The sequence below is a fragment of the Enterobacter sp. E14S genome (assembly GCF_055666685.1).
The window spans coordinates 103,421-127,662 of the sequence record NZ_JBVODQ010000012.1 but is presented as its reverse complement, the minus strand read 5'-3'; the positions used below and the strand labels follow the sequence as shown (position 1 = coordinate 127,662).

The window sequence follows — 24,242 nt, the reverse complement described above, 5'->3', positions numbered from 1 at the left end:
TTTTTGTCAGCCGCAAGGTAAGGTATATTTCGCCCTTCACAGGAGAAACTATGCTGCCAACTCAATCAACCCGATTAAACAAATACATTAGCGAGAGCGGGATCTGCTCACGTCGCGAGGCTGACCGTTACATTGAACAAGGTAACGTGTTTCTTAACGGCAAACGCGCCACCATCGGCGACCAGGTGGTCCCTGGCGATGTGGTTAAAGTGAATGGTCAGGTCATCGAACCGCGTGATGCTGAAGACCTGGTGTTTATCGCGTTGAACAAACCGGTTGGGATTGTCAGCACCACGGAAGACGGTGAGCGGGACAACATCGTTGATTTCGTGAACCACAGCAGCCGTATCTTCCCGATTGGCCGTCTGGATAAAGACTCTCAGGGGCTGATTTTCCTCACCAACCACGGCGATCTGGTCAACAAAATTCTGCGTGCCGGTAACGATCACGAGAAAGAGTACATCGTGACGGTGAATAAGCCGGTTACGGACGAATTTATTCGCGGCATGGGCGCCGGGGTGCCGATCCTCGGTACCGTCACGAAAAAGTGTAAGGTGAAGAAAGAAGCGCCGTTCGCGTTCCGTATTACTCTGGTTCAGGGTTTAAACCGCCAGATCCGCCGTATGTGCGAGCACTTCGGTTATGAAGTGACGAAGCTGGAACGCACGCGCATCATGAACGTCAGCCTGTCCGGCATCCCGCTGGGCGAGTGGCGCGATTTAACGGATGATGAGCTGATTGAACTCTTCAAGCTTATCGAGAACTCCTCGTCCGAAGCGAAGCCGAAGGCCAAAGCCAAACCGAAAACTCAGGCGATTAAGCGCCCGGTGGTGAAGGCGCCGCAGGCGGAAGATAAGGGGCGAGGCAAGCCGGGTAACGGAAAACGCTTTACCCAGCCGGGGCGCAAAAAGAAAGGGCGCTGATTAGCGCCTTCCACGGGTAGACGTTGTGGCGGACCAGGAAAAGGTCGCCTCTGCATCGGGTTTATAAGCCTGCTCTTTTTTAAGCTTGCGGGCTTTTTTCGCCGCGGCGTCACGCTGCGCCATCAGCTTATCGATGTACTCTTTTTTCACCTGATTGGTTTCGGCGTTCGTCAGCGTGCGGCCATGTGCGATACGGGCACGGTCGAGAAGCGTTTTCAGTTCACGCTGCTCGGCTTCCGTCATGTCTTTCTGAGTCAAACGTGGTGTAGCCATTGCTGAAGCCTCCTGATAGAGAGGCTTCAGTGTAAAGCAAGCCGCGTAAATTAACCCTGCTTCACCGCATCTTTTTTCGTTTGTTCATCAATCGGTTTGCCGGACCAGTAGCCCGCCAGCAGCGAGCCGGAGAGGTTATGCCAGACGGAGAACAGCGCGCCAGGCAGGGCCGCCAGCGGGGAGAAGTAAATTTTACCGAGTGCCGCCGCCAGGCCGGAGTTCTGCATGCCTACCTCGATTGCCAGCGTGCGGCAGGTAGATTCGTCAAAACCAAACAGCTTGCCGCCCCAGTAGCCGCCCAGCAGGCCAATAGTGTTATGCAGCACCACGGCGATAATCACGATAAAGCCCACGGAGGCAATGTGCGATGCGGAACCCGCCACCACGGCGCTGATGATCGCCAGAATGCAGACCATCGAAAACGCGGGCAGGTACGGCTCAACGGCCTTCACCACGCGCGGGAAAAGATGGTGAATGACCAGCCCCAGCGCAATCGGGATCACCACAATCTGCAGAATGCTGAGCAGCATGCCCGTCACGTCCACCTGAATATGCGCGTCCACGTACAGGCGGGTTAACAGCGGCGTGGCAACGACGCCAACCAGCGTCGAAACGGACGAGATCGTGACGGAGAGCGCCACGTCGCCTTTCGCCAGGTAGATCATGACGTTGGAGGCCGTGCCGCTGGCCACGCTGCCCACCAGCACCATCCCGGCGGAGAGATCGGGCGGCATCTTAAAGGCCATCGCCAGCAGCCACGCCGCAAGCGGCATCACCAGATAATGCAGGAAAATCCCTGCCGCGACGGGCGCAGGGCGAGACAGCACGCGTTTAAAGTCGTCGATTTTCAGATGCACGCCCATACCGAACATGATCAGCATCAGCAGCGTGGCGACCCACGGACCAATGCCCGTGAACGTGGCGGGGGTGTAATACGCGAGTACGGAGAGCAGCAGCGCCCATAACGGGAACAGCCGCGTAACGGCGGATAACATAGTGGATTCCTTGCAGTATTGTCGTGTTGTTTAGTTATGAAAAAGCCGGGTCTGTGCCCGGCTTATAGGTATTGTTTATCCTGCTAACGAATTTTATTCAAACAAATTCTGATGAAGTTTCTGCACGACCTGCTCGGCCTGATCGGCAGGCACCAGGAAGCACAGGTTGTAGCTGGATGCGCCGTAGCAGATCATGCGGATGCTGAACGGGTCGAGCACGCCGAACACTTCTTTACCCACGCCGCAGGCGCGCGACAGCTTGTTGCCGATGATGGCAACCAGCGCCAGGTCTTCTTCCACTTCCACGCGGCACAGCTCAGACAGCTCAATCAGCAGCGACTGCGTCAGCAGCGTGTCGCCGGTGGAGGTCGAGCCGGTGGTGTCCAGCGTTAGCGCAATGCTCACTTCAGAGGTGGTGATCAGATCCACCGAGATATTATGGCGCGCCAGAATGCCAAACACTTCCGCCAGGAAACCGCGTGAATGCAGCATATTGTGGCTGTGGAGCGTCACCAGCGTCTGGCGACGGCGCAGGGCCAGGGCGCGGAACAGCGGTGGGTTTTCCGTTTTCTTGCAGACCAGCGTCCCGCCCGCTTTCGGATCTTTGCTGGAGCCGACGAAGACCGGAATATCGCTGCGCACTGCCGGCAGCAGCGTTGCCGGGTGCAGCACTTTTGCGCCGAAGGTGGCCATTTCCGCCGCTTCTTCAAAGGCGATCACATCAATACGTTTAGCCGCGGAAACGACGCGCGGGTCGGTGGTGTAAATGCCCGGAACGTCCGTCCAGATATCCACGCGCGTTGCATGCAGGGCTTCGCCCAGCAGTGCGGCGGTGTAGTCGCTGCCGCCGCGGCCAAGCGTGGTGGTGCGGCCTTTCGCTTCACTGCCGATAAAGCCCTGGGTGATCACGATACCGTCTGCCAGGCGTGGTGCCAGCTGCTGATTGGTCAGCTCCGCCAGCGCCTCAACGTCCGGCTCGGCGCGACCAAAGCGATCGCTGGTACGCATCACTTTACGCACGTCAAACCACTGCGCCTGAACGTTACGCTCGCGCATGATTTCAACAAACAGCAGGGTGGACATCAGCTCGCCATGGCTGACCAGCTCGTCGGTCAGGGCGGTGGAGGTAGCCAGAGACGCCGCTTCTGCCAGAGTGGTGATATTTTCCAGCAGACGTTCCACTTCCTCGCGGATGACGTTCGGGTTCTGCAGACGCTCAAGAATGTCGAACTGAATTTTGCGCAGTGCATCCAACTTCACGAAACGTTCTGTCGCTTCCAGTCCTTCAGACAGAGAAACCAGCAGGTTCGTCACGCCGGCGGAGGCAGACAGCACCACCAGGCGGGTATTCGGATCGGCCAGCACCACATCGGCGCTGCGGTTCATGGCATCGTAATCGGCCACACTGGTGCCGCCAAATTTGGCGACCACAAAACTCGTCATAACAACCTCGTGTCAGGGAATGAATAAGCGACCTTGGCACAAGAGTGAAACGAAAACAGGTGCAGGCGCAAAATACGGCCCTATAAATAAAATGCGGGGGAGGTCCTGTCAATGCTGGGATTATGCGGATTTTTTATGGGGGGGTACCCCTGAGAAACAGGACTTATAACAGCGCCAGATTTTATGCTCCGTTTTAGGGCTTTTTGACCGACATTTCGCCGCCCCGGGAGGCTCCGTCAGCAGCTATACTTTTCGGGTCTTTTCACCTGTGTTTGATGCAGGCCAGGGCAATGGCATAAAAACCATCACAATTTTTATTTGCAGGCGCTACAATCGACCGCAGTCACAATTCTCAAATCAGAAGAGTATTGCTAATGAAAAACATCAACCCAACGCAGACCGCTGCCTGGCAGGCACTCCAGAAACATTTTGATGAAATGAAAGACGTCACCATCGCGGATCTGTTCGCGAAGGATGCCGATCGTTTCTCTAAGTTCTCCGCGACCTTCGACGACCTGATGCTGGTGGATTTCTCCAAAAACCGCATTACCGAAGAGACGCTGGCAAAACTGCAGGATCTGGCGAAAGAAACCGAGCTTGCCGACGCCATCAAATCCATGTTCTCCGGTGAGAAAATTAACCGTACCGAAGACCGTGCCGTGCTTCACGTGGCCCTGCGTAACCGTAGCAATACGCCAATCATCGTTGACGGCAAAGACGTCATGCCGGAAGTGAACGCGGTGCTGGAAAAGATGAAAGCGTTCTCCGAAGCGATTATCTCCGGTAGCTGGAAAGGCTACACCGGCAAACCGATCACCGACGTGGTTAACATCGGTATCGGCGGTTCTGACCTCGGCCCGTTCATGGTGACCGAAGCGCTGCGTCCGTATAAAAACCACCTCAACATGCACTTTGTGTCTAACGTCGATGGGACCCACATCGCCGAAGTGCTGAAGAACGTGAACCCGGAAACCACCCTGTTCCTGGTTGCCTCCAAAACCTTCACCACTCAGGAAACCATGACCAACGCCCACAGCGCGCGCGACTGGTTCCTGAAAACCGCAGGCGACAATAAGCACGTGGCGAAACACTTCGCGGCGCTGTCTACCAACGGTAAAGCGGTCAGCGAGTTCGGCATTGATACCGCGAACATGTTCGAGTTCTGGGACTGGGTTGGCGGTCGCTACTCCCTGTGGTCTGCGATTGGTCTGTCCATCATCCTGTCCGTGGGCTTCGACAACTTCGTCGAGCTGCTCTCCGGCGCGCACGCGATGGACAAACACTTCTCCACCACCGCACCAGAGAAAAACCTGCCGGTGCTGCTGGCGCTGATCGGTATCTGGTACAACAACTTCTTCGGCGCTGAAACCGAAGCGATCCTGCCGTACGACCAGTACATGCACCGCTTTGCTGCTTACTTCCAGCAGGGCAACATGGAATCCAACGGTAAGTACGTTGACCGTAACGGCAACGCGGTGGATTACCAGACTGGCCCAATCATCTGGGGCGAGCCGGGCACCAACGGCCAGCATGCCTTCTACCAGCTGATCCACCAGGGCACCAAAATGGTACCGTGCGATTTCATCGCCCCGGCTATCACCCATAACCCGCTGTCCGACCACCATCCGAAGCTGCTGTCGAACTTCTTTGCGCAGACCGAAGCGCTGGCGTTCGGTAAATCCCGCGAGGTGGTTGAGCAGGAATACCGTGACCAGGGTAAAGATCCGGCAACCCTGGACCACGTGGTGCCGTTCAAAGTGTTCGAAGGCAACCGCCCAACCAACTCCATCCTGCTGCGCGAAATCACGCCGTTCAGCCTGGGCGCGCTGATCGCCCTGTACGAGCACAAGATCTTCACGCAGGGCGCCATCCTGAACATCTTCACCTTTGACCAGTGGGGCGTTGAGCTGGGCAAACAGCTGGCAAACCGTATTCTGCCAGAGCTGGGTGACGATAAAGCGATTGCCAGCCATGACAGCTCGACAAATGGTTTGATCAACCGTTATAAAGCCTGGCGTGCGTAATTAAAACGTCATGAAAACGTGCCGGCTTAATGCCGGCATTTTTTTATCGGATAATTCCTGATGTCTGTTAGTTAACTCAAATTCTGAATCTGAGTTTAATCCGAAAAAGAAGCTTAACCCGTTAATTCCTGCGGTTTATTTTAAGAAAATACGTAGTGGTTCATTAATATACTTATATTATAAGCTATTGATTTATAACAATAATATATTTAGGTTATTTGTCTTTCATTTCCATTTTAACCATTAGTCCGAAAACCCTCTCCCTATTTCCCCTTACGGCAAACCCACGGCAGTAGTTGTGTATACTCGATTCCGCCTGAAATTCTTTTCGGGCAAATCTCCATTCATTCATTGAAGGGAAATTGTTATGAAGAAAGTACTGTATGGCATTTTTGCCATATCTGCGCTTGCGGCGACATCTGTCTATGCAGCTCCGGTTCAGGTCGGGGATGCGGCAGGTTCGGCTGCGACGTCTGCGTCTGCGGGAAGTTCTACCGCAGCCAGCACCAGCACCGTAAGTTCAGCCGTGGGTGTCGCGCTGGCGGCAACCGGTGGCGGTGATGGCTCCAATACCGGAACCACGACCACCACGACAACCAGCACCCAGTAATAGCGGGTGTTTTAATCATAACCACACTTCGGTGTGGTTATTTCGCCCCTTCGGAGAAGAGTCGTGAAGCGACCTGCAATCATTCTGATTTGCCTGCTGCTGCAGGCGTGCTCGGCCACCACCAAAGGGCTGGGAAACTCACTTTGGGAAAGTATGTTCGGCACACCGGGCGTGCATTTGACCGATGACGAACTTCAAAACATGCCCTATGCCAGTCAGTACATGCAGCTAAACGATGGCCCGCAGCTGTTTGTGGTGCTCGCTTTCGATGAAAACGGGCAGCAGAAATGGGTGACGCAGGATCAGGCCACCATCGTGACGCAGCATGGTCGTATCGTGAAAACGCTGCTTGGTGGTGACAATCTGCTTGAGGTAAACAACCTCGCCGACGATCCGCTGATCAAACCTAACCAGATTACCGACGGCGCAAGCTGGACGCGCACGATGGGATGGACCGAACATAAGCAGGTGCGTTACGCCACGGCACGCTCGACCTTCCGCTGGGACAGCACGGACAGCGTGAAAGTCGGCAGCGACGAAACGCAGGTTCGCGTGCTGGATGAAGAAGTCACCACCGACCAGGCCACCTGGCACAACCGCTTCTGGATCGACGAGGAAGGGCAGATCCGCCAGTCCCTGCAGTATCTCGGTGCTGGATTCTTCCCGGTGAAAACCACCCTGATCAAGGCGGCGAAATCATGAAAACGCTCATCCACGTTGCGCTTCTCGGAAGCCTTGCCGCGCCGCTGGCATGGTCCGCAGGGACGGTGAAGGTCTACACGCCGGACAGTGAAAAACCCAAAACCTTAACCCACGCCGAGCATCTGATCGATCTCGTCGGACAGCCAAGGCTCGCCAACAGCTGGTGGCCGGGGGCAGTGATCGCTGAACGGCAGAAGACCGCTGAAGCGGAACAACAGCACAAGGCGCTCCTTGCCAGGCTGACGGGGTTAGCGGAGCAGGAAGATGGCGACGACGCGGCGGCGATTAACAGCGTACGCCAGCAGCTGCAGGCGCTGAAGGTGACGGGCCGTCAGAACGTGAATCTTGATCCCGACGAAGTGCGCGTCACGGAAAAGGGCAACCGCACGCTTGAAGGGGAGTATACGCTCTGGCTGCCGGAGAAGCCGACGACGGTGACCGTGATGGGGCTTATCAGCAGCCCGGGTAAAAAGCCCTTTACGCCCGGTCGTGACGTGGCGAGCTACCTCGACGAGCAGAGCCTGCTGAGCGGTGCCGATAACAGCTACGCCTGGGTGGTTTACCCTGATGGGCACACGCAAAAAACCCCCGTCGCTTACTGGAATAAACGGCATATCGAACCTATGCCGGGCAGCATCATTTTTGTCGGTTTTGCCGACCATTTCTGGACGAAGGCGTATGACGGGCTTAACGCCGATATCCTTCACTCCCTGATTCAGCGGATACCGGAATAATGAAAAGAACCTATCTCTACAGCATGCTGGCGCTCTGCGTGAGTGCCGCCTGCCATGCAGAAACGTATCCGGCACCCATTGGCCCGTCTCAGTCAGACTTCGGCGGCGTCGGTTTACTGCAAACGCCCACCGCGCGGATGGCGCGCGAAGGGGAAATTAGCCTTAACTACCGTGATAACGACCAGTATCGCTATTACTCGGCGTCGGTGCAGCTGTTCCCGTGGCTTGAAACCACGCTGCGCTATACCGACGTGCGTACGAAACAATACAGCAGCGTAGAGGCGTTCTCCGGCGATCAGACCTACAAAGATAAAGCCTTCGACGTCAAGCTGCGCCTGTGGGAAGAGAGCTACTGGATGCCGCAGGTGTCCGTGGGCGCCAAAGATATCGGTGGTACCGGTCTGTTTGATGCGGAATACATCGTGGCCAGCAAAGCCTGGGGACCGTTCGACTTCTCGCTCGGCCTGGGATGGGGCTATCTCGGCACAAGCGGAAACGTGAAAAACCCGTTTTGCTCCTACAGCGACAAATACTGCTACCGCGATAACAGCTATAAGAAAGCGGGCTCCATCAACGGAGACCAGATGTTCCACGGTCCGGCGTCGCTGTTTGGCGGCGTGGAGTATCAAACGCCCTGGCAGCCATTACGCCTGAAGCTGGAATATGAGGGGAATGACTACTCGCAGGACTTCGCCGGAAAGATTGAGCAGAAGAGCAAGTTTAACGTCGGCGCCATTTATCGCGTCACCGACTGGGCCGACGTTAACCTCAGCTACGAGCGCGGCAATACGGTGATGTTTGGCTTCACGCTGCGCACCAACTTTAACGACATGCGGCCGCACTACAATGATAACGCGCGCCCTGCATACCAGCCGGAGCCGCAGGATGCGATTCTGCAGCACTCCGTGGTTGCAAACCAGCTGACGCTGCTGAAATACAATGCCGGCCTGGCGGATCCGAAAATTCAGGTGAAAGGCGATACGCTGTACGTGACCGGCGAGCAGGTGAAATACCGCGACTCGCGCGAAGGGATCGAACGCGCTAACCGGATCGTTATGAACGATCTCCCGGATGGGATCCGCACGATCCGCGTGACGGAGAACCGCCTCAACCTGCCGCAGGTCACAACCGAAACGGACGTTGCCAGCCTCAAGCGCCATCTGGAAGGTGAACCGCTCGGGCATGAAACCGAGCTGATGCAAAAACGCGTAGAGCCGATCGTGCCGGAAACCACCGAGCAGGGCTGGTATATCGACAAATCGCGCTTCGATTTCCATATCGATCCGGTGCTGAACCAGTCCGTCGGCGGGCCTGAAAACTTCTACATGTATCAGCTGGGCGTCATGGCGACGGCGGATCTGTGGCTCACCGACCACCTGCTGACCACCGGCAGCCTGTTCGGCAACATCGCCAATAACTACGACAAGTTCAACTACACCAACCCGCCAAAAGACTCGGCGCTGCCGCGCGTGCGTACCCGCGTGCGTGAGTACGTGCAGAACGATGCCTACGTGAATAACCTGCAGGCCAACTACTTCCAGTACTTCGGCAACGGCTTCTACGGCCAGGTGTACGGCGGGTATCTGGAAACCATGTACGGCGGCGCGGGGGCGGAAGTGCTTTATCGTCCTGTCGACAGCAACTGGGCGTTCGGGGTTGATGCCAACTACGTCAAGCAGCGTGACTGGCGCAGCGCGCAGGACATGATGAAGTTCACCGACTACAGCGTCAAAACGGGCCATCTGACCGCTTACTGGACGCCGTCGTTCGCGCCTGACGTGCTGGTGAAAGCCAGCGTCGGCCAGTACCTGGCGGGCGATAAGGGCGGCACGCTGGACATCTCTAAACACTTCGACAGCGGCGTCGTGGTGGGTGGCTATGCCACCATCACCAACGTTTCGCCAGACGAATACGGGGAAGGGGACTTCACCAAAGGGGTGTACGTGTCGATTCCGCTGGATCTGTTCTCGTCAGGCCCAACCCGCAGCCGTGCGGCAGTGGGCTGGACGCCGCTGACGCGTGATGGGGGTCAGCAGCTTGGACGTAAGTTCCAGCTGTATGACATGACGAGCGATAAGAACATTAACTTCCGCTGATGCTTCTTTTCCCGGTGGCGCTGCGCTTACCGGGCCTACGTTAGTGTTTTTGTAGGCCGGGCAAACGCAGTGCCGCCCGGCAAGAATGCTCATGCGGACAAAACATAAACAAAAAATATAGATCCCCGTCACATTTTTGCGTTATACAGGAACCTCGCCCTGGAGAATGAGGTGCTGTATGACATCCCTGACTCGCCCGCGCGTTGAGTTTATCTCAACTATCCTCCAGACCGTGCTGAACCTCGGTCTGTTGAGCCTTGGCCTGATACTGGTCGTCTTTTTGGGTAAAGAGACGGTGCATCTTGCGGATGTACTGTTCGCCCCTGAACAAACCAGCAAATATGCGCTGGTGGAAGGCCTGGTGGTCTACTTTCTCTACTTTGAATTTATCGCCCTGATTGTGAAGTATTTTCAGTCCGGCTTTCACTTCCCGCTGCGTTATTTTGTCTACATTGGGATCACTGCGATAGTGCGGCTGATCATCGTCGATCATAAATCCCCGCTCGACGTGCTGATCTACTCGGCGGCGATCCTGCTGCTGGTGATCACCCTCTGGCTGTGTAATTCGAAGCGGCTGAAACGCGAATAAAAAAATGGCGGCCCGGAGGCCGCCTAACAACAGTCACAAGTTGGGTCAATACAATACGTCTAAAGTTGAGGGTTGCAGTGGCATAACAAAATGAAACTTAACCTTTCACACCGCCCGCCGTCAGGCCGTTGACCAGCCAGCGCTGCGCCAGCAGGAACACCACGGTAATCGGGATGGCGGAAAGTACGGCCGCCGCGGCAAAGTCGCCCCACAGGTAGTTTTGCGGGTTGAGGTATTGCTGCATACCTACGGCCAGGGTGTAGCTGTTCACATCACGCAGTAACAGTGAGGCAACCGGTACTTCGGTGATCGCAGCGATAAACGACAGGATAAACACAACCGCCAGAATCGGCACCGACAGCGGCAGCAGCACCAGGCGGAACGCCTGCCACGGAGTTGCACCATCCAGCGCGGCCGCTTCTTCCAGCGAACCGTCGATAGTTTCGAAATAGCCTTTGATGGTCCACACATGCAGTGCGATACCGCCAAGATAGGCGAAGATCACGCCGCCGTGGGTGTTCAGGCCGATAAACGGTACGTACTGGCCCAGACGGTCAAACAGGGCATACAACGCCACCAGCGACAGCACGGCGGGGAACATCTGGAAAATCAGCATCCCTTTCAGCAGCGTCGCTTTGCCCGGGAAACGCATGCGGGCGAAGGCATAAGCACAGGTGGTGGAAAGCGCCACGATACCAATGGCGGTAATGCCTGCGATTTTCACCGAGTTCCACAGCCACAGCAGGACCGGGAACGGCGGCGGCGTGACGCGGCCATCCGCGTGTTCCACGCTGAAGCCCAGCGCGAGCTTCCAGTGCTCCCAGGAGATTTCGTCCGGGATCAGGCTCCCTGTCGCGAAGTTACCCGAACGCAGGGAGATGGCGATAACCATCAGCAGCGGGAACATGATCGCCGCGATGAAAATCAGCAGGCCTAAGTGCGTCGCCAGGAGGCGCAACTTCTGAGATTTGGGTTGTACCATTGCCATGATTGATGCCCTCCTTAATCAAATTTCATACGTGTGGCTTTCAGGTTCACAATCGCCAGAGCGCCTACCAGCAGGAAGATCAGGGTGGCAATCGCCGCCGCCAGACCGAAGTCCTGGCCGCCGCCGCCTTCGAAGGCGATACGGTAGGTGTAGCTCACGAGCAGGTCGGTATAGCCTGCTGGCGTCGTGGTGCCAAGACGGTCCGGGCCGCCGTTGGTCAACAGCTGAATCAGCACGAAGTTGTTAAAGTTAAAGGCGAAGCTGGCAATCATCAGCGGCGTCAGCGGCTTAATGAGCAGCGGCAGCGTAATTTTAAAGAAGTTCTGGAACGGGCCCGCGCCGTCCATCGCCGAGGCTTCGTACAGATCGTCCGGGATAGCCTTCAGCAGGCCCATGCACAGGATCATCATGTACGGATAACCGAGCCAGGTGTTCACGATGATAATCATCGAGCGAGCGGTGGTCGGGTCGCTGAACCAGGCCGGTTTGATGCCGAACAGGGCGCTCAGCATCATGTTGATTTCACCGAAGCTCTGGTTAAACAGCCCTTTGAAAATCAGAATCGAGATAAACGACGGTACGGCGTACGGCAGAATCAACAGCACGCGGTAAATCGCTTTGCCTTTCAGGGATTCCCACTGGACCAGACAGGCCAGCACCATGCCCACGGCCACTGTGAGGATCACCGTCAGCACCGAGAAGACCACCGTCCAGACGAAGATGGCGAAGAACGGTTTCTGAATGCCTTCGTCGGTAAACACGCGGGTAAAGTTGTCCCAGCCGATGGTGACGGTATAGCCAGGGCTGAGCTTGTCATCACCCCATTTGCCGTCGGCAGTAATGGACTGATAGAAACCAATGTCGTTATTCGGACGATATTTCACGCCGCTCTGGTTGTTGGTCAGCGTGCCGTCGTTCGCCAGGGTATACAGCGGCTGCGTGCCGGAGAACTGGCGCAGCGAGCTCATGGTCACCTTGCTTTCGTCTGGCAGCACGGCGGTGAGCTGGGTCAGCGCCTGACGGTTCTGGGTAATGACGCGCAGGTTGGCGCGTTCACCTTCCGGCAGGGCCTGTGCCTCTTTTAAGGTGAGCTTCTGCTCGCCGCCAAATTTGAACGCGTCGGAGACATAATATTTGCTGCTTGCTTCGTCAGTAAGCGCTAACTTCCACTCGTTCCCGGCAGGATACAGGCCGAAGTTAAAGGTCTTGCCTGCCTGATATGAGCGATCCAGCAGGACCTGCTGCGCGCGTTCCTGCGCAAGCTGGTTGGTGCTGCTGTAGTTGGTAAACGCAATGGCGATGGTACAAATCAGCGGGAACAGGACAAACAGCCCCATCCCGGCCACGCCCGGATAAACATAGCGCCAGGCATAGGCTTTACGATTAGCGAAAATATACAGGCCAGCAGAGCTTAAAATCAGCGTCATGATGGCGAACAGATATTCCCCTTGTACGTACATTAAAACAACAAGGTAACCCACCAGCAGGCACAGCAGACCGATCGCTGACCACTTCAGCGCGTCGCTTTGCCACCAGCGTTTCTTTTTAATGACATCCATGGGGTTTTTCCTCTACAACGTTTGATCTTTTCTCCCTCTCCTGGGGGTGAGGGCGTGCGGATAGCGCCAACCCTCACCCTAACCATCTCCCAAAGGGAGAGGGGACTACGTCATTACTTAGTAATACGACCCTGAGCATCTTTCAGCGCGGCATCGACAGTCTGACGACCGCTTGCAGCGTTGATGACCGCGGTACGCGTGGCGTACCAGAACGCGGCCATCTGTGGGATGTTCGGCATGATTTCGCCTTTCTGGGCGTTATCCATGGTGGCCGCGATACGTGGGTCTTTCGCCAGCTGATCCTGGAAGGATTTCAGCGCGACGGCGCCCAGCGGTTTGTCCTTGTTCACTTCATCCAGACCCTGATCGGTCAGCAGGTAGTTTTCAAGGAACTCTTTCGCCAGCTCTTTGTTCGGGCTAGCGGCGTTGATGCCCGCGCTCAGCACGCCAACGAACGGTTTAGACGGCTTGCCTTTGAAGGTTGGCAGCAGCGCTACGCCGTAGTTGACTTTGCTCTTGTCGATGTTGGTCCAGGCCCACGGACCGTTGATGGTCATCGCGGTTTCGCCTTTGTTGAACGCCGCTTCCGCGATGGAGTAGTCGGTATCCGCGTTCATATGTTTGTTCTTGATCAGATCCACCAGGAAGGTCAGACCCGCTTTCGCGCCAGCGTTGTCCACGCCCACGTCTTTCACGTCATATTTGCCGTTTTCAAACTTGAACGCGTAACCGCCGTCGGCAGCGATCAGCGGCCAGGTGAAGTACGGCTCTTGCAGGTTGAACATCAGCGCGGATTTACCTTTCGCCTTCAGCTCTTTATCCAGTTTCGGGATCTCTTCCCAGGTTTTCGGTGGGTTTGGTACCAGGTCTTTGTTGTAAATCAGAGACAGGGCTTCAACCGCGATAGGGTAAGCGATCAGCTTGCCGTTATAGCGAACGGCGTCCCAGGTGAACGGGAACAGTTTGTCCTGGAAAGCTTTGTCCGGGGTGACTTCAGCCAGCAGACCAGACTGCGCGTAACCCCCGAAACGGTCATGCGCCCAGAAGATAATGTCCGGGCCGTCGCCGGTTGCTGCAACCTGCGGGAACTTCTCTTCCAGCTTGTCCGGGTGTTCTACGGTAACTTTGATGCCGGTATCTTTTTCGAATTTTTTGCCCACTTCGGCCAGGCCGTTATAGCCCTTGTCGCCGTTAATCCAGATAACCAGTTTGCCTTCTTCAATTTTGGCGAGCGCCGGTGCGGAAATCATCATTGCTGCGAGGGCGGACAATGCGAAAACGCGTGCGCCAGTCTTGATATTCATAGCTGCCATCCTTTTTGGTGATGTCTCGTGGTATGACTTCAGTGGTTCAACGTGTCTCAGTCTCCTTATTTGACATCCTCTTTCCATCCTCCCAACCCCTACGCCCCACCCCCCGTTTGTGTGATCTCCGTTGCATAAATTTAAGTTATGAGTGCTGGCGCACATAAAAACCCACCGAATTTTGCAGGCGGCTTCACGAATTTTGCCTCAGCCCGCCCACGGCGGTCGCAGAGCCTGCTCCCTCATCCTCCCGCCTCCTCCCCCATAAAAAAGGCGGGGGGTGGAGGATTCGGGAAAGTAATGGATACCCCATAGTGAACTTATCTTGAATGTTTCTGTCGGTGACAGGTTGTAACGAAGGGAGAAGGGCATGGCGAGCGTACAGCTGCGTAATGTAACGAAAGCCTGGGGTGACGTTGTGGTGTCGAAAGACATCAATCTGGACATCAACGAAGGCGAATTCGTGGTGTTTGTTGGCCCATCAGGCTGTGGTAAATCTACTCTGCTGCGTATGATTGCCGGTCTTGAAACGATTACCAGCGGCGACCTGCTGATTGGTGATACCCGAATGAACGACATCCCGCCTGCCGAACGTGGCGTCGGTATGGTGTTCCAGTCTTATGCACTCTATCCACACCTTTCCGTTGCCGAAAATATGTCCTTCGGCCTGAAGCTGGCCGGCGCGAAGAAAGAGGTCATTAACCAGCGCGTGACGCAGGTGGCGGAAGTGTTACAGCTGGCCCACCTGCTGGAGCGTAAACCAAAAGCGCTTTCCGGTGGTCAGCGTCAGCGTGTGGCGATTGGCCGTACGCTGGTGGCCGAACCGCGCGTGTTCCTGCTCGATGAACCTCTTTCTAACCTGGATGCCGCCCTGCGCGTCCAGATGCGTATTGAAATCTCCCGTCTGCACAAGCGTCTTGGCCGCACGATGATTTACGTCACCCACGATCAGGTGGAGGCGATGACCCTCGCCGACAAAATCGTGGTGCTGGATGCCGGCCGCGTGGCGCAGGTGGGTAAACCGCTGGAGCTGTATCACTATCCGGCAGACCGCTTTGTTGCGGGCTTTATTGGCTCGCCAAAGATGAACTTCCTGCCCGTCAAAGTGACCGCGACAGCCATTGAACAGGTACAGGTGGAGCTACCAAACCGCCAGCAGGTCTGGCTGCCGGTCGACAGCGCCAACGTACAGGTCGGGGCAAACATGTCCCTCGGTATTCGTCCTGAGCACCTGCTGCCGAGCCACATCGCTGATGTGACCCTGGAAGGTGACGTTCAGGTCGTCGAACAGCTTGGTCACGAAACACAGATTCATATCCAGATCCCCGCCATCCGTCAGAACCTGGTCTACCGCCAGAACGACGTGGTGTTGGTAGAAGAGGGTGCCACATTCGCTATCGGCTTGCCGCCAGAGCGTTGCCATCTGTTCCGTGAGGATGGCACTGCATGTCGTCGGTTGCACAAAGAGCCAGGCGTTTAAGCAATCCCAAAAGAAGACACGAAACCGACAGGTGAAGTGTTCAAAGAAAAGCAATGATCTCAGGAGATAGAATGATGATTACTCTGCGCAAACAAGTCCCTCTGGCAATCGCCGTTGCGGCAGGCATCCTGTCTGCCCAGGCAGGCGCCGTGGACTTTAAAGGTTATGCTCGTTCCGGCATTGGCTGGACCGGGAGTGGCGGTGAACAACAATGTTTCCAGACCACCGGTGCGGATTCTAAATATCGTCTTGGTAACGAATGTGAAACCTATGCGGAAGTTAAATTAGGCCAGGAAGTGTGGAAAGAAGCGGACAAGAGCTTCTATTTCGACTCCAACATCGCCTATAAAACTGCTCAGCTTAACGACTGGGAAGACAGTAACACGCCAGCAGTGCGTGAGTTTAACGTCGTAGGTAAAAACCTGATTGATTCTTTGCCAGGGGCAAATATTTGGGCAGGTAAGCGTTTCTATCAACGTCACGACGTTCACATGATCGACTTCTACTACTGGGATATTTCTGGTCCTGGTGCTGGTCTGGAAAACGTTGACGTCGGTATCGGTAAACTCTCTCTCGCAGCAACTCGTTCTTCTGAATCCGGTGGCTCCTCAGCTTTCGGCGATCGCGATCCGAATACCGGTCTGCGTACCTATAACAACAAAGTGCCAAACGACGTGTTTGATGCGCGTTTAGCCGGTATGGAAATTAACCCGGGCGGTACGCTGGAACTGGGTGTTGACTACGGTCATACCAACATTCCTGACGATTACTACCTGCAGCCTGGTGCATCGAAAGATGGCTGGATGTTCACTGCAGAACACACCCAGAGCATGATGAAAGGCTTCAACAAGTTTGTGGTGCAATACGCCACTGACTCCATGATTTCTCAGGGCAAAGGTCAGGCGCGTGGGGGTTCTGTTGATAATGACGGCAGCCTGATCCGTATCCTCGACCACGGTGCGATCACGCTGGCGGATAAATGGGACCTGATGTACGTCGGTATGTATCAGGATATCGATCGTGACAACAATCAAGGTACCACCTGGTACACCGTGGGCGTGCGTCCAATGTACAAATGGACGCCAATCATGAGCACCTTGCTGGAAGTGGGCTACGACAACGTCAAATCTCAGCAAACCGGCGATCGTAACGACCAGTATAAAATCACTCTGGCACAACAGTGGCAGGCGGGTGACAGCATCTGGTCCCGTCCGGCGATTCGCGTGTTCGCAACCTACGCCAAGTGGGATGAGAAATGGGGCTACGTGAAGACCGACTCTGAGGGTAACTTCTCTTCCACTGCTGCAAGCAACAGCACTGTAACCCCGTTCGGTACGACCAGCCGTGGTGACAGCGACGAGTGGACCTTCGGTGCTCAGATGGAAATCTGGTGGTAATTTTAGACGTTAATGTATTTAAAAGAGGGGCTTAGGCCCCTCTAACTCATAACGCATTTCTCGGAAAGTATGCGCTATTGCCTGGCTACCATGCTTTCGAATAATGAGGTCATAACGATGAAAAAAAGTCTCTTAGCACTCTGTCTGACGGCGGGCATGTTTGCTGCATTACCAGCAGTGAGCTTGGCTGATGTCAATATCGTTCCGCAGAACACGACTGCTGCGCCTGCGATTCCCTCGACCACACTGCAAAGTCTGAACTGGATCCCCGTGAATGTTGCACAAACCCAGACCATCGAGCTGGGGAATACAGGCCAGAGCCTGAATGTACCAGGAATTTCAGGACCGGTTGCTGCATGGAGTGTCCCTGCAAATGTGGGTGAATTAACGTTAACGCTGGTCAGTGAAGCCGACAAAACACCATCTGTATTTGCACCAAACGTGTTAGTACTTGATCAAAACATGTCGCCTTCAGCTTTTTTCCCAAGCAGTTATTTTACCTATCAGAAACCTGGCGTCATGTCGGCTGACCGCCTTGAGGGCGTCATGAAACTGACACCCGCTTTAGGCCAGCAAAAGATTTATATCCTCGCGTTTACTACACCCGAAGATCTGCAGCGCACCACCAAAATGATTGATCCGGCTAAATCCTATGCTCAGGGGGCGGGTAACGCTATTCCTGATATTCCTGATCCGGTCGCACGCCACGTGACGAACGGTACGCTGAAACTCAAAGTTCAAACAAACACCAGCTCAAGTATTCTGGTCGGTCCGTTATTCGGATCCTCTGGCCCTGCTGCTGTCACCGTTGGCAACACTGCGGCACCTGTACCTGCTAATGTGGCCCCGACAACGGCCGCTGCGGCTGTTGCAACTCCTGCCCCGGCGAAGAAAGCCGAGCCGGTACTGAACGACACCGAAGAGTACTTCAACAACGCCATTAAGCAGGCGGTGAAGCGCGGCGATGTCGATAAGGCGCTGAAACTGCTTGATGAAGCCGAACGTTTAGGTTCAACCACTGCCCGTTCCACCTTTATCAGCAGTGTAAAAGGCAAGGGGTAACCGTTTCCCCACAGTGCTGATTTGTTAGTAGTTTGGTGCGCCTGAGTGGGCGCACTTTTTTTCGTATCCGCCAGTCTGTTGCGCCCATGTTGCGATCGTGATCGTTAAATAACGTTTGGCCCCCCTCAATCCGTGTTTCTGCGATACAATGCCATTACGTTATGTATCGGAGAGTCTGGCATGTCACACCCTGCGCTAACGCAACTGCGTGCGCTGCGCTATTTCGACCAAATACCTGCGCTTGATCCACAGCAACTGGACTGGCTGTTGCTGGAAGATTCCATGACGAAACGTTTTGAGCAACAGGGTAAAACGGTCACGGTGACCCTGATTCAGGAAGGGTTTGTCTCTGGCGATGAGATCGCCAGCGAGCTGCCGCTGCTGCCGCAAGAGCCACGTTACTGGCTGCGCGAAATTTTACTCTGCGCTGATGGTGAGCCGTGGCTTGCCGGGCGGACGGTGGTGCCCGAGTCCACCCTTTCCGGGCCAGAGCTCGCGCTGCAACGTCTGGGGAAAACGCCTCTGGGGCGTTACCTTTTCACCTCGTCTGAGCTTACCCGGGATTTTATTGAGATTGGTCGTGATGCCGAACTCTGGGGGCGTCGTTCCCGCCTTCGCCTGAGCGGTAAACCGTTAATTCTGACGGAGCTTTTTTTACCGGCATCACCGTTGTACTAAGAGGAAGAAAAAATGGAGTGGAGCCTGACGCAGAATAAGCTGTTGGCGTATCACCGCTTAATGCGTACCGATAAACCCATTGGCGCGTTACTGCTGCTGTGGCCGACCCTGTGGGCGCTGTGGCTCGCCACGCCGGGCGTGCCGCCGCTGTGGATCCTGGCCGTGTTCGTTGCCGGCGTCTGGCTGATGCGCGCGGCGGGCTGCGTGGTGAATGACTATGCCGATCGTAAATTCGACGGTCATGTTAAGCGTACTGCCGGTCGTCCGTTACCCAGCGGGCAGGTCACCGGGAAAGAAGCCCGCGTGCTGTTCATTGTTCTGGTGCTGCTCTCTTTCATGCTGGTGTTAACCCTCAACACCATGACCATTCTGCTTTCCGTTGCGGCGCTGGCGTTGGCCTGGGTGTATCCGTTTATGAAGCGCTATACCCACCTGCCTCAGGTGGTGCTGGGCGCGGCGTTTGGCTGGTCGATTCCGATGGCGTTTGCGGCGGTTAGTGAGTCCTTACCGCTTAGCTGCTGGCTGATGTTCCTGGCGAACATTCTCTGGGCCGTGGCGTATGACACGCAATACGCGATGGTAGACCGCGACGATGACCTGAAGATTGGCATCAAATCCACCGCCATCCTCTTTGGTCGTCAGGACAAGCTGATTATCGGTATCCTGCAGGTTGCGGTACTGGCGCTGATGGTCGCGATCGGTCGCCTGAACGGGCTGAACTGGGAGTTTTACTGGTCCGTACTGGTGGCGGGACTGCTGTTTGCGTATCAGCAAAAGCTGATTGCGAAGCGTGAGCGTGACGCCTGTTTTAAAGCGTTTATGAACAACAACTACGTCGGTCTGGTGCTGTTTTTAGGCCTGGCGATGAGCTATTTCTTATAAAAAAGTCGGGTGGCGGCTTCGCCTTACCCGACCTACGAGTTAGCAGGACATGTAGGCCCGGTAAGCGTTAGCGCCGCCGGGCTTTTTTTACCGGCGACGCAGCAGCCGGAGCGCGTTCGCCGTCACCAGCACCGTTGCCCCGGTATCAGCCAGCACCGCCAGCCACAGTCCGGTCATGCCGAGCAGGGTCGTCACCAGGAAAATCCCCTTCAGACCGAGCGCAATGCCGATGTTCTGACGGATGTTGGCCCGCGTCGCGCGCGCCAGGGCGATCGTCTGCGCCAGCCCGGTCAGGCGGTTGTGCGTCAATGCCGCGTCGGCCGTTTCCAGCGCCACGTCGGTACCGCTGCCCATCGCTATACCGATGGTGGACGCTTTCATCGCCGGGGCATCGTTAATCCCGTCACCGACCATCGCCAGCGGCGCGCGAGCGTTCAGCTCCGTCACGGCGCTGACCTTATCCGCTGGCAACAGTCCGGCTTTAAACTCCAGACCCAGCTCACCGGCAATCGCTGCCGCCGCGCGAGGGTTATCACCGGTGAGAATAACGCCCTGCACGCCCAGCTTGTGCAGCGCCGCCACGGCTTCTTTTGCGTCATCGCGCAGGGTATCGCGCAGCGCCAGCATCCCTTTCGCGACGCCGTCCTGCAGGACGGTCACGACGGTTTGTCCGGTCTGCTCTAACGCCTCAACCTCTGGATTGGAAGAGTTGCCCGCCGCGACAATCAGCACCTTTTTACCGTCAACGGTGGCCTCAATCCCTGACCCGACCAGCGCCCGCTGGGCGGTTGCCGGAGGGATATTCAGCCCGCGCGACTGCGCTTCTCGCACAATCGCCTGCGCCAGCGGGTGAGTGGACCCCTGCTCAACGGCGGCGGCCAGCGTAAGCAGCTCATCTTCACTGGTTTCCTGCGGATATACGCCGGTCACCTGCGGCTTGCCGACGGTTAACGTACCGGTTTTATCGAAGGCGATATGCTGAACCTGGCTCAGCTGTTCCAGCGCCGCGCCGCCCTTAATCAGCGCGCCGCGACGTGCCGCTGCCGCCAGCCCGGAGGTAATCGCCGCCGGGGTGGAAATCACCAGCGCGCACGGGCAGCCAATCAGCAGCAGCGTCAGCCCTTTATAAATCCAGCCCTCCCACGGCGCGCCAAAGAACAGCGGCGGGACGACGGTGACCAGCAGGGCAACCAGCATGATGGCAGGGGTATAAATCCGGCTGAAGCGATCGATAAAGCGTTCGACCGGCGCGCGGCGCTCCTCTGCCTCTTCAATCAGCTTCAGGATACGGTCGATGGCGCTGTCGCCCGGCTCGGAAAGCACGGTGAGCTGCACCAGACGGTCGACGCTGGTGGCGCCAGCAGGCACTTTTTCACCCGCGGCGCGCTCTACCGGAATGGATTCCCCGGTCAGGGCGCTTTCATCAAAGCTCGCGGTGGCGGTAAGCAGCGCGCCGTCGGCGGGCAGACGCCCCCCTGCGGCCACCTCAATCACGTCGCCCGGGCGCAGCGTATTGATGGCGATCGTTTCACGCGTGCCGTTTATCACGCGAGTGGCGGTTTCCGGCTTCAGCGCCATCAGCGCGCTGACCCCTTTACGCGCGCGGCTCGCCGCCCAGCCCTCAAGGCGTTCGCCGATTAAGAACAGCAGCAGCACCATCGCCGCTTCTGCCGTCGCGCCAATGAACAGCGCGCCGATCGCCGCCACGCTCATCAGCGTTTCGATAGCAAACCAGCTGCCGCTTTTCATCAGGCGCAGCGCCTGACGGGCAATCGGGAACAGCCCGACCAGCGTGGTGGCGATAAACGCCAGATTGCCGAACGGATGGTTAATCTGCTCCAGACCCCAGCTCAGGGCCATCATGATGATGAGGGTAATGAGCGGCAGGTTTTCTTTCAGGGAGGAGGCTTTTTCAACGGGCGCCGTTTCGCTACGAAGGGTATAGCCCGCCTGGCTGACGGCGGCTTCGACCTGCTTGCTGACATCGCTATCGGCGCTAACCAGCAGCTTTTCGGTGGCGAACAGCACCTGAACGTGAATTACGCCCGGCACCTGCTTGACGGCGTTTTCCACCTTGCGGGCGCAGGCCGCGCAGTCCATGCCGTTGACGACCCAGCTGTAGCGGTTGCCGCTTTCAGGAAGGGGTTGAGTTGGCGTTTCGCACGCGCCTTCGCAGCAGCAGTCGTCTTTCGACGGAGCCGGGCTGAGCTTAAGTGCCGAGAATTGAGGAACTTTTTTAGGTATTTCTGGAGTCGACATGGCAGTCTCCGGCAATGATAATTTTCTCATTAACCGCAGCATACACTCTGGAGTCGACTCCAGAGTCAAGCGCTATTTAGATATACAGCGAACGCACAATCAGGAAATGCCCGGCAAAGTAACACGCGGCGGCAATCGCGTTATCCGCCCGGAAGCGGCGGCGATAGTGGCTGCCCAGCCACACGATATTCCCGATCAGCAGCAGCGCGGCGCCGAAGAACGCTGACATCGCCGGAGCGGTCGGACGGAAGAACCACAGCTCGCCCGCCAGCCACACCATCACCAGCGTCATTGCGATAAAGGTACAGACCGGCAAACGCATCTCTTCCAGACGTGACCAGATCACCGCAATCAGCAGCGCGCCAATCACCAGCAGCACCAGCGGCAGCGGCCAGAAGAAGGAGAGCGTCATCTGGCTGGCAAAGTAGATGGTATAGAGCAGATGAGACAGGAAGAACGCCCCAACGGCGTACAGCAGGCGCTGGCGCGGCAGCAGGGTTAAGGCATCGCCAATCAGGGATGCACACAGCCCGGCAAGCACCAGATAGCTGACGGCGTTAAACATCGGCGCTTGCCAGGCCAGCAGCAGCAGGAGCAACAGCGTGACCGGTTTAAATAACCAGCGCTGCCAGGTGGGACCGCGGTACGACGCATCGACATAAAGCCATGCGGAAAAACAGACAGCGATAAATGACCAAAGCATATTAACTCCCTGTATCTGTTAAGTCTGAATAATCAGTTTCTGATCCAGTGTAGTGACGCGGGCGGGCGTTTGGCAATGGCGGGGGAGGCAAGGTATCCTGAATTCCGCAAAATCTGATGGGATTGTCGAATGAGCAAGATGCCGCTTTTTTTCATTATCGTGGTGGCGATTATCGTCATTGCCGCCTCGTTCCGTTTCGTGCAGCAGCGCCGCGAGAAGGCGGATAACGATGCCGCGCCGCTGATGCAAAAGCGCGTGGAGGTGACCAACAAACGCGAGAAACCGCTCAACGACCGCCGCTCCCGCCAGCAGCAGGTGACGCCTGCGGGCACAGCAATGCGCTATGAAGCGAGCTTTAGGCCGGAAACGGGCGGCCTGGAGATAACCTTCCGCCTGGAGGCGCAGCAGTACCATCAGCTGACGGTGGGGGAGAAAGGGACGCTGAGCTACAAAGGGTCGCGGTTTGAAGGGTTTGAACCGGAGCGGTAATTTTCCCCTCACCCCGGCCCTCTCCCACAGGGATAGGGTGTAATCGTTCCCCTCTCCCTGTGGGAGAGGGTTAGGGCATCAGGCCGCGCCTTACTTCTTCACCTGCGCCTTAAACTTCTTCATCCACACCAGCAGTTCAAACACGCCGAAAATAAACACGCGCAGCTGCTGCCAGCCCGTCATCTGCGGGCCGTCTTTCGGCAGACCGTTTTTCAGCATCACCATCTGCAGGGCGTGCATGAAAGACGTGAAAATCAGCGCGACGTTAACGAAAATATTCATCGGGCGCGGGAACGGGTGCACCAGATTTAAAATCAAAAATGCCCAGACGCCCAGCATCAGCAAACGTCCAAGGTTAATCAGTACCGGCATCGGAGCCTCCTTGTGCCTGACGGTGATAAAGACGATAAGCGACCTGGCCGGCGACCTTTTCGCGGTGCAGATCCCAGTACGCGGGAACCGGCGGTAAACCGTTTTCCACTTCGCTTTCAACGTAAATTAGCGCGTCATCCGCCAGCCAGCCGTTTTGCTCAAGCAGGGATAACGTCTCTTCCAGCAGCCCCTTGCGGAACGGCGGATCGACAAACACCACGTTATGCGGCGTGCCTTTCTGCGCAAGAAAACTCAGCGTGTTGGTGTTCACGACTTTGGCGTTGCTCGCCTTCAGCGTCGCCAGATTTTGCTGCAGCGTCTGCGCCACGCCGCGCTCCATCTCCAGCAGCGTGGCGCTGGCGGCATAGCGCGACAGCGCTTCCAGGCCGAGCGCGCCGCTTCCGGCGAAGCAGTCCAGGCAGTGGGCGTCTACCATTGACGGGGCCAGCCAGTTAAACAGCGTCTCGCGCACGCGGTCGGTAGTAGGACGTAAACCGGGGCTGTCCGGCACCGGTAATTTCCGGCCTCGCCACTGACCGCCGATAATACGAATTTGACCGGCCGGGGCGCGGTTGGGTTTCTTCATCTCAGGAAAGCTCTGTTAACAATTGGCCTGCGATTGCGGGCGGTGATGTCAATTAAGTAAAGTGTTAGACTATTTCATCATTTTTTTAGCTTCC

General features: G+C 56.4%; 23 protein-coding genes. 13 read left to right on the top strand and 10 right to left on the bottom strand.

Annotated features, from left to right (window positions below; genetic code table 11):
* Positions 1 to 50 precede the first annotated feature (50 nt).
* A complete protein-coding gene (gene rluF, locus ACZ6J2_RS19685) occupies positions 51 to 923 on the top strand; it encodes a 23S rRNA pseudouridine(2604) synthase RluF (RefSeq protein WP_023309993.1) in 873 nt (290 codons plus the stop codon).
* Here the strand turns inward: rluF and ACZ6J2_RS19680 are convergent, their stop codons facing one another.
* The 3 genes from ACZ6J2_RS19680 to lysC all read right to left on the bottom strand — a co-directional run bounded on the left by ACZ6J2_RS19680 (position 924) and on the right by lysC (position 3,634).
* Complete coding sequence (locus tag ACZ6J2_RS19680) at positions 924 to 1,196, bottom strand: YjbD family protein (protein WP_023309994.1); 273 nt, start codon at positions 1,194 to 1,196, stop codon at positions 924 to 926. It lies immediately after the preceding gene.
* A 50-nt stretch (positions 1,197 to 1,246) separates the two neighbouring features.
* Entirely contained in the window at positions 1,247 to 2,191 is a 945-nt protein-coding gene (panS, locus tag ACZ6J2_RS19675) for a ketopantoate/pantoate/pantothenate transporter PanS (protein ID WP_471726481.1), read from the bottom strand.
* Between the two features lie 93 nt (positions 2,192 to 2,284).
* Positions 2,285 to 3,634, bottom strand: coding sequence for a lysine-sensitive aspartokinase 3 (lysC, locus tag ACZ6J2_RS19670; protein ID WP_023309996.1), 1,350 nt, complete (start codon positions 3,632 to 3,634; stop codon positions 2,285 to 2,287).
* A 374-nt stretch (positions 3,635 to 4,008) separates the two neighbouring features.
* On the opposite strand from lysC, the gene pgi reads away from it, so the two are divergent.
* The 6 genes from pgi to psiE all read left to right on the top strand — a co-directional run bounded on the left by pgi (position 4,009) and on the right by psiE (position 10,389).
* The gene (gene pgi / locus ACZ6J2_RS19665; RefSeq protein WP_047345632.1) at positions 4,009 to 5,658 is read left to right on the top strand and encodes a glucose-6-phosphate isomerase; all 1,650 of its coding nucleotides are present in this window, start codon (positions 4,009 to 4,011) and stop codon (positions 5,656 to 5,658) included.
* Between the two features lie 367 nt (positions 5,659 to 6,025).
* Positions 6,026 to 6,268, top strand: coding sequence for an exopolysaccharide production protein YjbE (gene yjbE / locus ACZ6J2_RS19660; RefSeq protein ID WP_471726480.1), 243 nt, complete (start codon positions 6,026 to 6,028; stop codon positions 6,266 to 6,268).
* 63 nt (positions 6,269 to 6,331) lie between these two features.
* Positions 6,332 to 6,970 carry a YjbF family lipoprotein gene (locus ACZ6J2_RS19655; protein WP_471726479.1) on the top strand — a complete coding sequence of 213 codons (639 nt, stop codon included), beginning with the start codon at positions 6,332 to 6,334 and terminating at the stop codon, positions 6,968 to 6,970.
* The gene (locus tag ACZ6J2_RS19650) at positions 6,967 to 7,704 is read left to right on the top strand and encodes a capsule biosynthesis GfcC family protein (protein WP_471726478.1); all 738 of its coding nucleotides are present in this window, start codon (positions 6,967 to 6,969) and stop codon (positions 7,702 to 7,704) included. Before ACZ6J2_RS19655 ends, ACZ6J2_RS19650 begins: the two co-directional genes overlap by 4 nt.
* Entirely contained in the window at positions 7,704 to 9,800 is a 2,097-nt protein-coding gene (locus ACZ6J2_RS19645) for a YjbH domain-containing protein (RefSeq protein ID WP_471726477.1), read from the top strand. The genes ACZ6J2_RS19650 and ACZ6J2_RS19645 overlap by 1 nt, the downstream gene beginning before the upstream one ends.
* A 178-nt stretch (positions 9,801 to 9,978) precedes the next feature.
* Positions 9,979 to 10,389, top strand: coding sequence for a phosphate-starvation-inducible protein PsiE (psiE, locus tag ACZ6J2_RS19640; RefSeq protein WP_000202963.1), 411 nt, complete (start codon positions 9,979 to 9,981; stop codon positions 10,387 to 10,389).
* A gap of 97 nt (positions 10,390 to 10,486) precedes the next feature.
* Here the strand turns inward: psiE and malG are convergent, their stop codons facing one another.
* The 3 genes from malG to malE form a co-directional block, all read right to left on the bottom strand.
* Positions 10,487 to 11,377: a maltose ABC transporter permease MalG gene (malG, locus tag ACZ6J2_RS19635; protein WP_023310002.1), complete on the bottom strand. Its 891-nt coding sequence runs from the start codon at positions 11,375 to 11,377 to the stop codon at positions 10,487 to 10,489.
* A 14-nt stretch (positions 11,378 to 11,391) separates the two neighbouring features.
* On the bottom strand, positions 11,392 to 12,936 hold the full coding sequence (gene malF, locus ACZ6J2_RS19630; RefSeq protein WP_471726476.1) for a maltose ABC transporter permease MalF: 1,545 nt from the start codon (positions 12,934 to 12,936) through the stop codon (positions 11,392 to 11,394).
* A gap of 113 nt (positions 12,937 to 13,049) precedes the next feature.
* Positions 13,050 to 14,240, bottom strand: coding sequence for a maltose/maltodextrin ABC transporter substrate-binding protein MalE (gene malE, locus ACZ6J2_RS19625; RefSeq protein WP_471726475.1), 1,191 nt, complete (start codon positions 14,238 to 14,240; stop codon positions 13,050 to 13,052).
* Between the two features lie 370 nt (positions 14,241 to 14,610).
* Here malE and malK point away from each other — a divergent pair, with 370 nt between their 5' ends.
* The 5 genes from malK to ubiA all read left to right on the top strand — a co-directional run bounded on the left by malK (position 14,611) and on the right by ubiA (position 19,739).
* A complete protein-coding gene (gene malK / locus ACZ6J2_RS19620; RefSeq protein ID WP_023310005.1) occupies positions 14,611 to 15,720 on the top strand; it encodes a maltose/maltodextrin ABC transporter ATP-binding protein MalK in 1,110 nt (369 codons plus the stop codon).
* 71 nt (positions 15,721 to 15,791) lie between these two features.
* Positions 15,792 to 17,117 carry a maltoporin gene (locus ACZ6J2_RS19615; RefSeq protein WP_069303516.1) on the top strand — a complete coding sequence of 442 codons (1,326 nt, stop codon included), beginning with the start codon at positions 15,792 to 15,794 and terminating at the stop codon, positions 17,115 to 17,117.
* Positions 17,118 to 17,228: 111 nt separating this feature from the next.
* Positions 17,229 to 18,179: a maltose operon protein MalM gene (malM, locus tag ACZ6J2_RS19610; protein WP_471726493.1), complete on the top strand. Its 951-nt coding sequence runs from the start codon at positions 17,229 to 17,231 to the stop codon at positions 18,177 to 18,179.
* 180 nt (positions 18,180 to 18,359) lie between these two features.
* Positions 18,360 to 18,857 carry a chorismate lyase gene (gene ubiC, locus ACZ6J2_RS19605; protein WP_023334136.1) on the top strand — a complete coding sequence of 166 codons (498 nt, stop codon included), beginning with the start codon at positions 18,360 to 18,362 and terminating at the stop codon, positions 18,855 to 18,857.
* Positions 18,858 to 18,869: 12 nt separating this feature from the next.
* Positions 18,870 to 19,739 carry a 4-hydroxybenzoate octaprenyltransferase gene (gene ubiA / locus ACZ6J2_RS19600; protein ID WP_029741974.1) on the top strand — a complete coding sequence of 290 codons (870 nt, stop codon included), beginning with the start codon at positions 18,870 to 18,872 and terminating at the stop codon, positions 19,737 to 19,739.
* An 87-nt stretch (positions 19,740 to 19,826) separates the two neighbouring features.
* Here the strand turns inward: ubiA and zntA are convergent, their stop codons facing one another.
* Positions 19,827 to 21,998 (bottom strand): Zn(II)/Cd(II)/Pb(II) translocating P-type ATPase ZntA, encoded by a 2,172-nt coding sequence (zntA, locus tag ACZ6J2_RS19595; protein WP_471726474.1) that lies wholly within the window; start codon positions 21,996 to 21,998, stop codon positions 19,827 to 19,829.
* A gap of 76 nt (positions 21,999 to 22,074) precedes the next feature.
* On the bottom strand, positions 22,075 to 22,701 hold the full coding sequence (locus ACZ6J2_RS19590; RefSeq protein WP_045909154.1) for a lysoplasmalogenase: 627 nt from the start codon (positions 22,699 to 22,701) through the stop codon (positions 22,075 to 22,077).
* Between the two features lie 129 nt (positions 22,702 to 22,830).
* Here ACZ6J2_RS19590 and ACZ6J2_RS19585 point away from each other — a divergent pair, with 129 nt between their 5' ends.
* Positions 22,831 to 23,190 (top strand): DUF2500 domain-containing protein, encoded by a 360-nt coding sequence (locus ACZ6J2_RS19585; protein WP_196351297.1) that lies wholly within the window; start codon positions 22,831 to 22,833, stop codon positions 23,188 to 23,190.
* Positions 23,191 to 23,280: 90 nt separating this feature from the next.
* Here the strand turns inward: ACZ6J2_RS19585 and ACZ6J2_RS19580 are convergent, their stop codons facing one another.
* A complete protein-coding gene (locus tag ACZ6J2_RS19580; RefSeq protein WP_010436509.1) occupies positions 23,281 to 23,562 on the bottom strand; it encodes a DUF1145 family protein in 282 nt (93 codons plus the stop codon).
* Entirely contained in the window at positions 23,546 to 24,148 is a 603-nt protein-coding gene (gene rsmD / locus ACZ6J2_RS19575) for a 16S rRNA (guanine(966)-N(2))-methyltransferase (RefSeq protein WP_196355176.1), read from the bottom strand. Before rsmD ends, ACZ6J2_RS19580 begins: the two co-directional genes overlap by 17 nt.
* Between the last annotated feature and the right edge of the window lie 94 nt (positions 24,149 to 24,242).

Bases quoted from the DNA above. Each gene is read 5' to 3' on its own strand.
- rsmD (WP_196355176.1), bottom strand. From the start codon at position 24,148: ATGAAGAAACCCAACCGCGCCCCGGCCGGTCAAATTCGTATTATCGGC.
- malF (WP_471726476.1), bottom strand. From the start codon at position 12,936: ATGGATGTCATTAAAAAGAAACGCTGGTGGCAAAGCGACGCGCTGAAG.
- pgi (WP_047345632.1), top strand. From the start codon at position 4,009: ATGAAAAACATCAACCCAACGCAGACCGCTGCCTGGCAGGCACTCCAG.
- zntA (WP_471726474.1), bottom strand. From the start codon at position 21,998: ATGTCGACTCCAGAAATACCTAAAAAAGTTCCTCAATTCTCGGCACTT.
- panS (WP_471726481.1), bottom strand. From the start codon at position 2,191: ATGTTATCCGCCGTTACGCGGCTGTTCCCGTTATGGGCGCTGCTGCTC.
- psiE (WP_000202963.1), top strand. From the start codon at position 9,979: ATGACATCCCTGACTCGCCCGCGCGTTGAGTTTATCTCAACTATCCTC.
- ubiA (WP_029741974.1), top strand. From the start codon at position 18,870: ATGGAGTGGAGCCTGACGCAGAATAAGCTGTTGGCGTATCACCGCTTA.
- malK (WP_023310005.1), top strand. From the start codon at position 14,611: ATGGCGAGCGTACAGCTGCGTAATGTAACGAAAGCCTGGGGTGACGTT.
- ACZ6J2_RS19680 (WP_023309994.1), bottom strand. From the start codon at position 1,196: ATGGCTACACCACGTTTGACTCAGAAAGACATGACGGAAGCCGAGCAG.
- malE (WP_471726475.1), bottom strand. From the start codon at position 14,240: ATGAATATCAAGACTGGCGCACGCGTTTTCGCATTGTCCGCCCTCGCA.
- ACZ6J2_RS19615 (WP_069303516.1), top strand. From the start codon at position 15,792: ATGATGATTACTCTGCGCAAACAAGTCCCTCTGGCAATCGCCGTTGCG.
- ACZ6J2_RS19645 (WP_471726477.1), top strand. From the start codon at position 7,704: ATGAAAAGAACCTATCTCTACAGCATGCTGGCGCTCTGCGTGAGTGCC.
- lysC (WP_023309996.1), bottom strand. From the start codon at position 3,634: ATGACGAGTTTTGTGGTCGCCAAATTTGGCGGCACCAGTGTGGCCGAT.
- ACZ6J2_RS19590 (WP_045909154.1), bottom strand. From the start codon at position 22,701: ATGCTTTGGTCATTTATCGCTGTCTGTTTTTCCGCATGGCTTTATGTC.
- malG (WP_023310002.1), bottom strand. From the start codon at position 11,377: ATGGCAATGGTACAACCCAAATCTCAGAAGTTGCGCCTCCTGGCGACG.
- ACZ6J2_RS19585 (WP_196351297.1), top strand. From the start codon at position 22,831: ATGAGCAAGATGCCGCTTTTTTTCATTATCGTGGTGGCGATTATCGTC.
- rluF (WP_023309993.1), top strand. From the start codon at position 51: ATGCTGCCAACTCAATCAACCCGATTAAACAAATACATTAGCGAGAGC.
- ubiC (WP_023334136.1), top strand. From the start codon at position 18,360: ATGTCACACCCTGCGCTAACGCAACTGCGTGCGCTGCGCTATTTCGAC.
- ACZ6J2_RS19580 (WP_010436509.1), bottom strand. From the start codon at position 23,562: ATGCCGGTACTGATTAACCTTGGACGTTTGCTGATGCTGGGCGTCTGG.
- ACZ6J2_RS19650 (WP_471726478.1), top strand. From the start codon at position 6,967: ATGAAAACGCTCATCCACGTTGCGCTTCTCGGAAGCCTTGCCGCGCCG.
- yjbE (WP_471726480.1), top strand. From the start codon at position 6,026: ATGAAGAAAGTACTGTATGGCATTTTTGCCATATCTGCGCTTGCGGCG.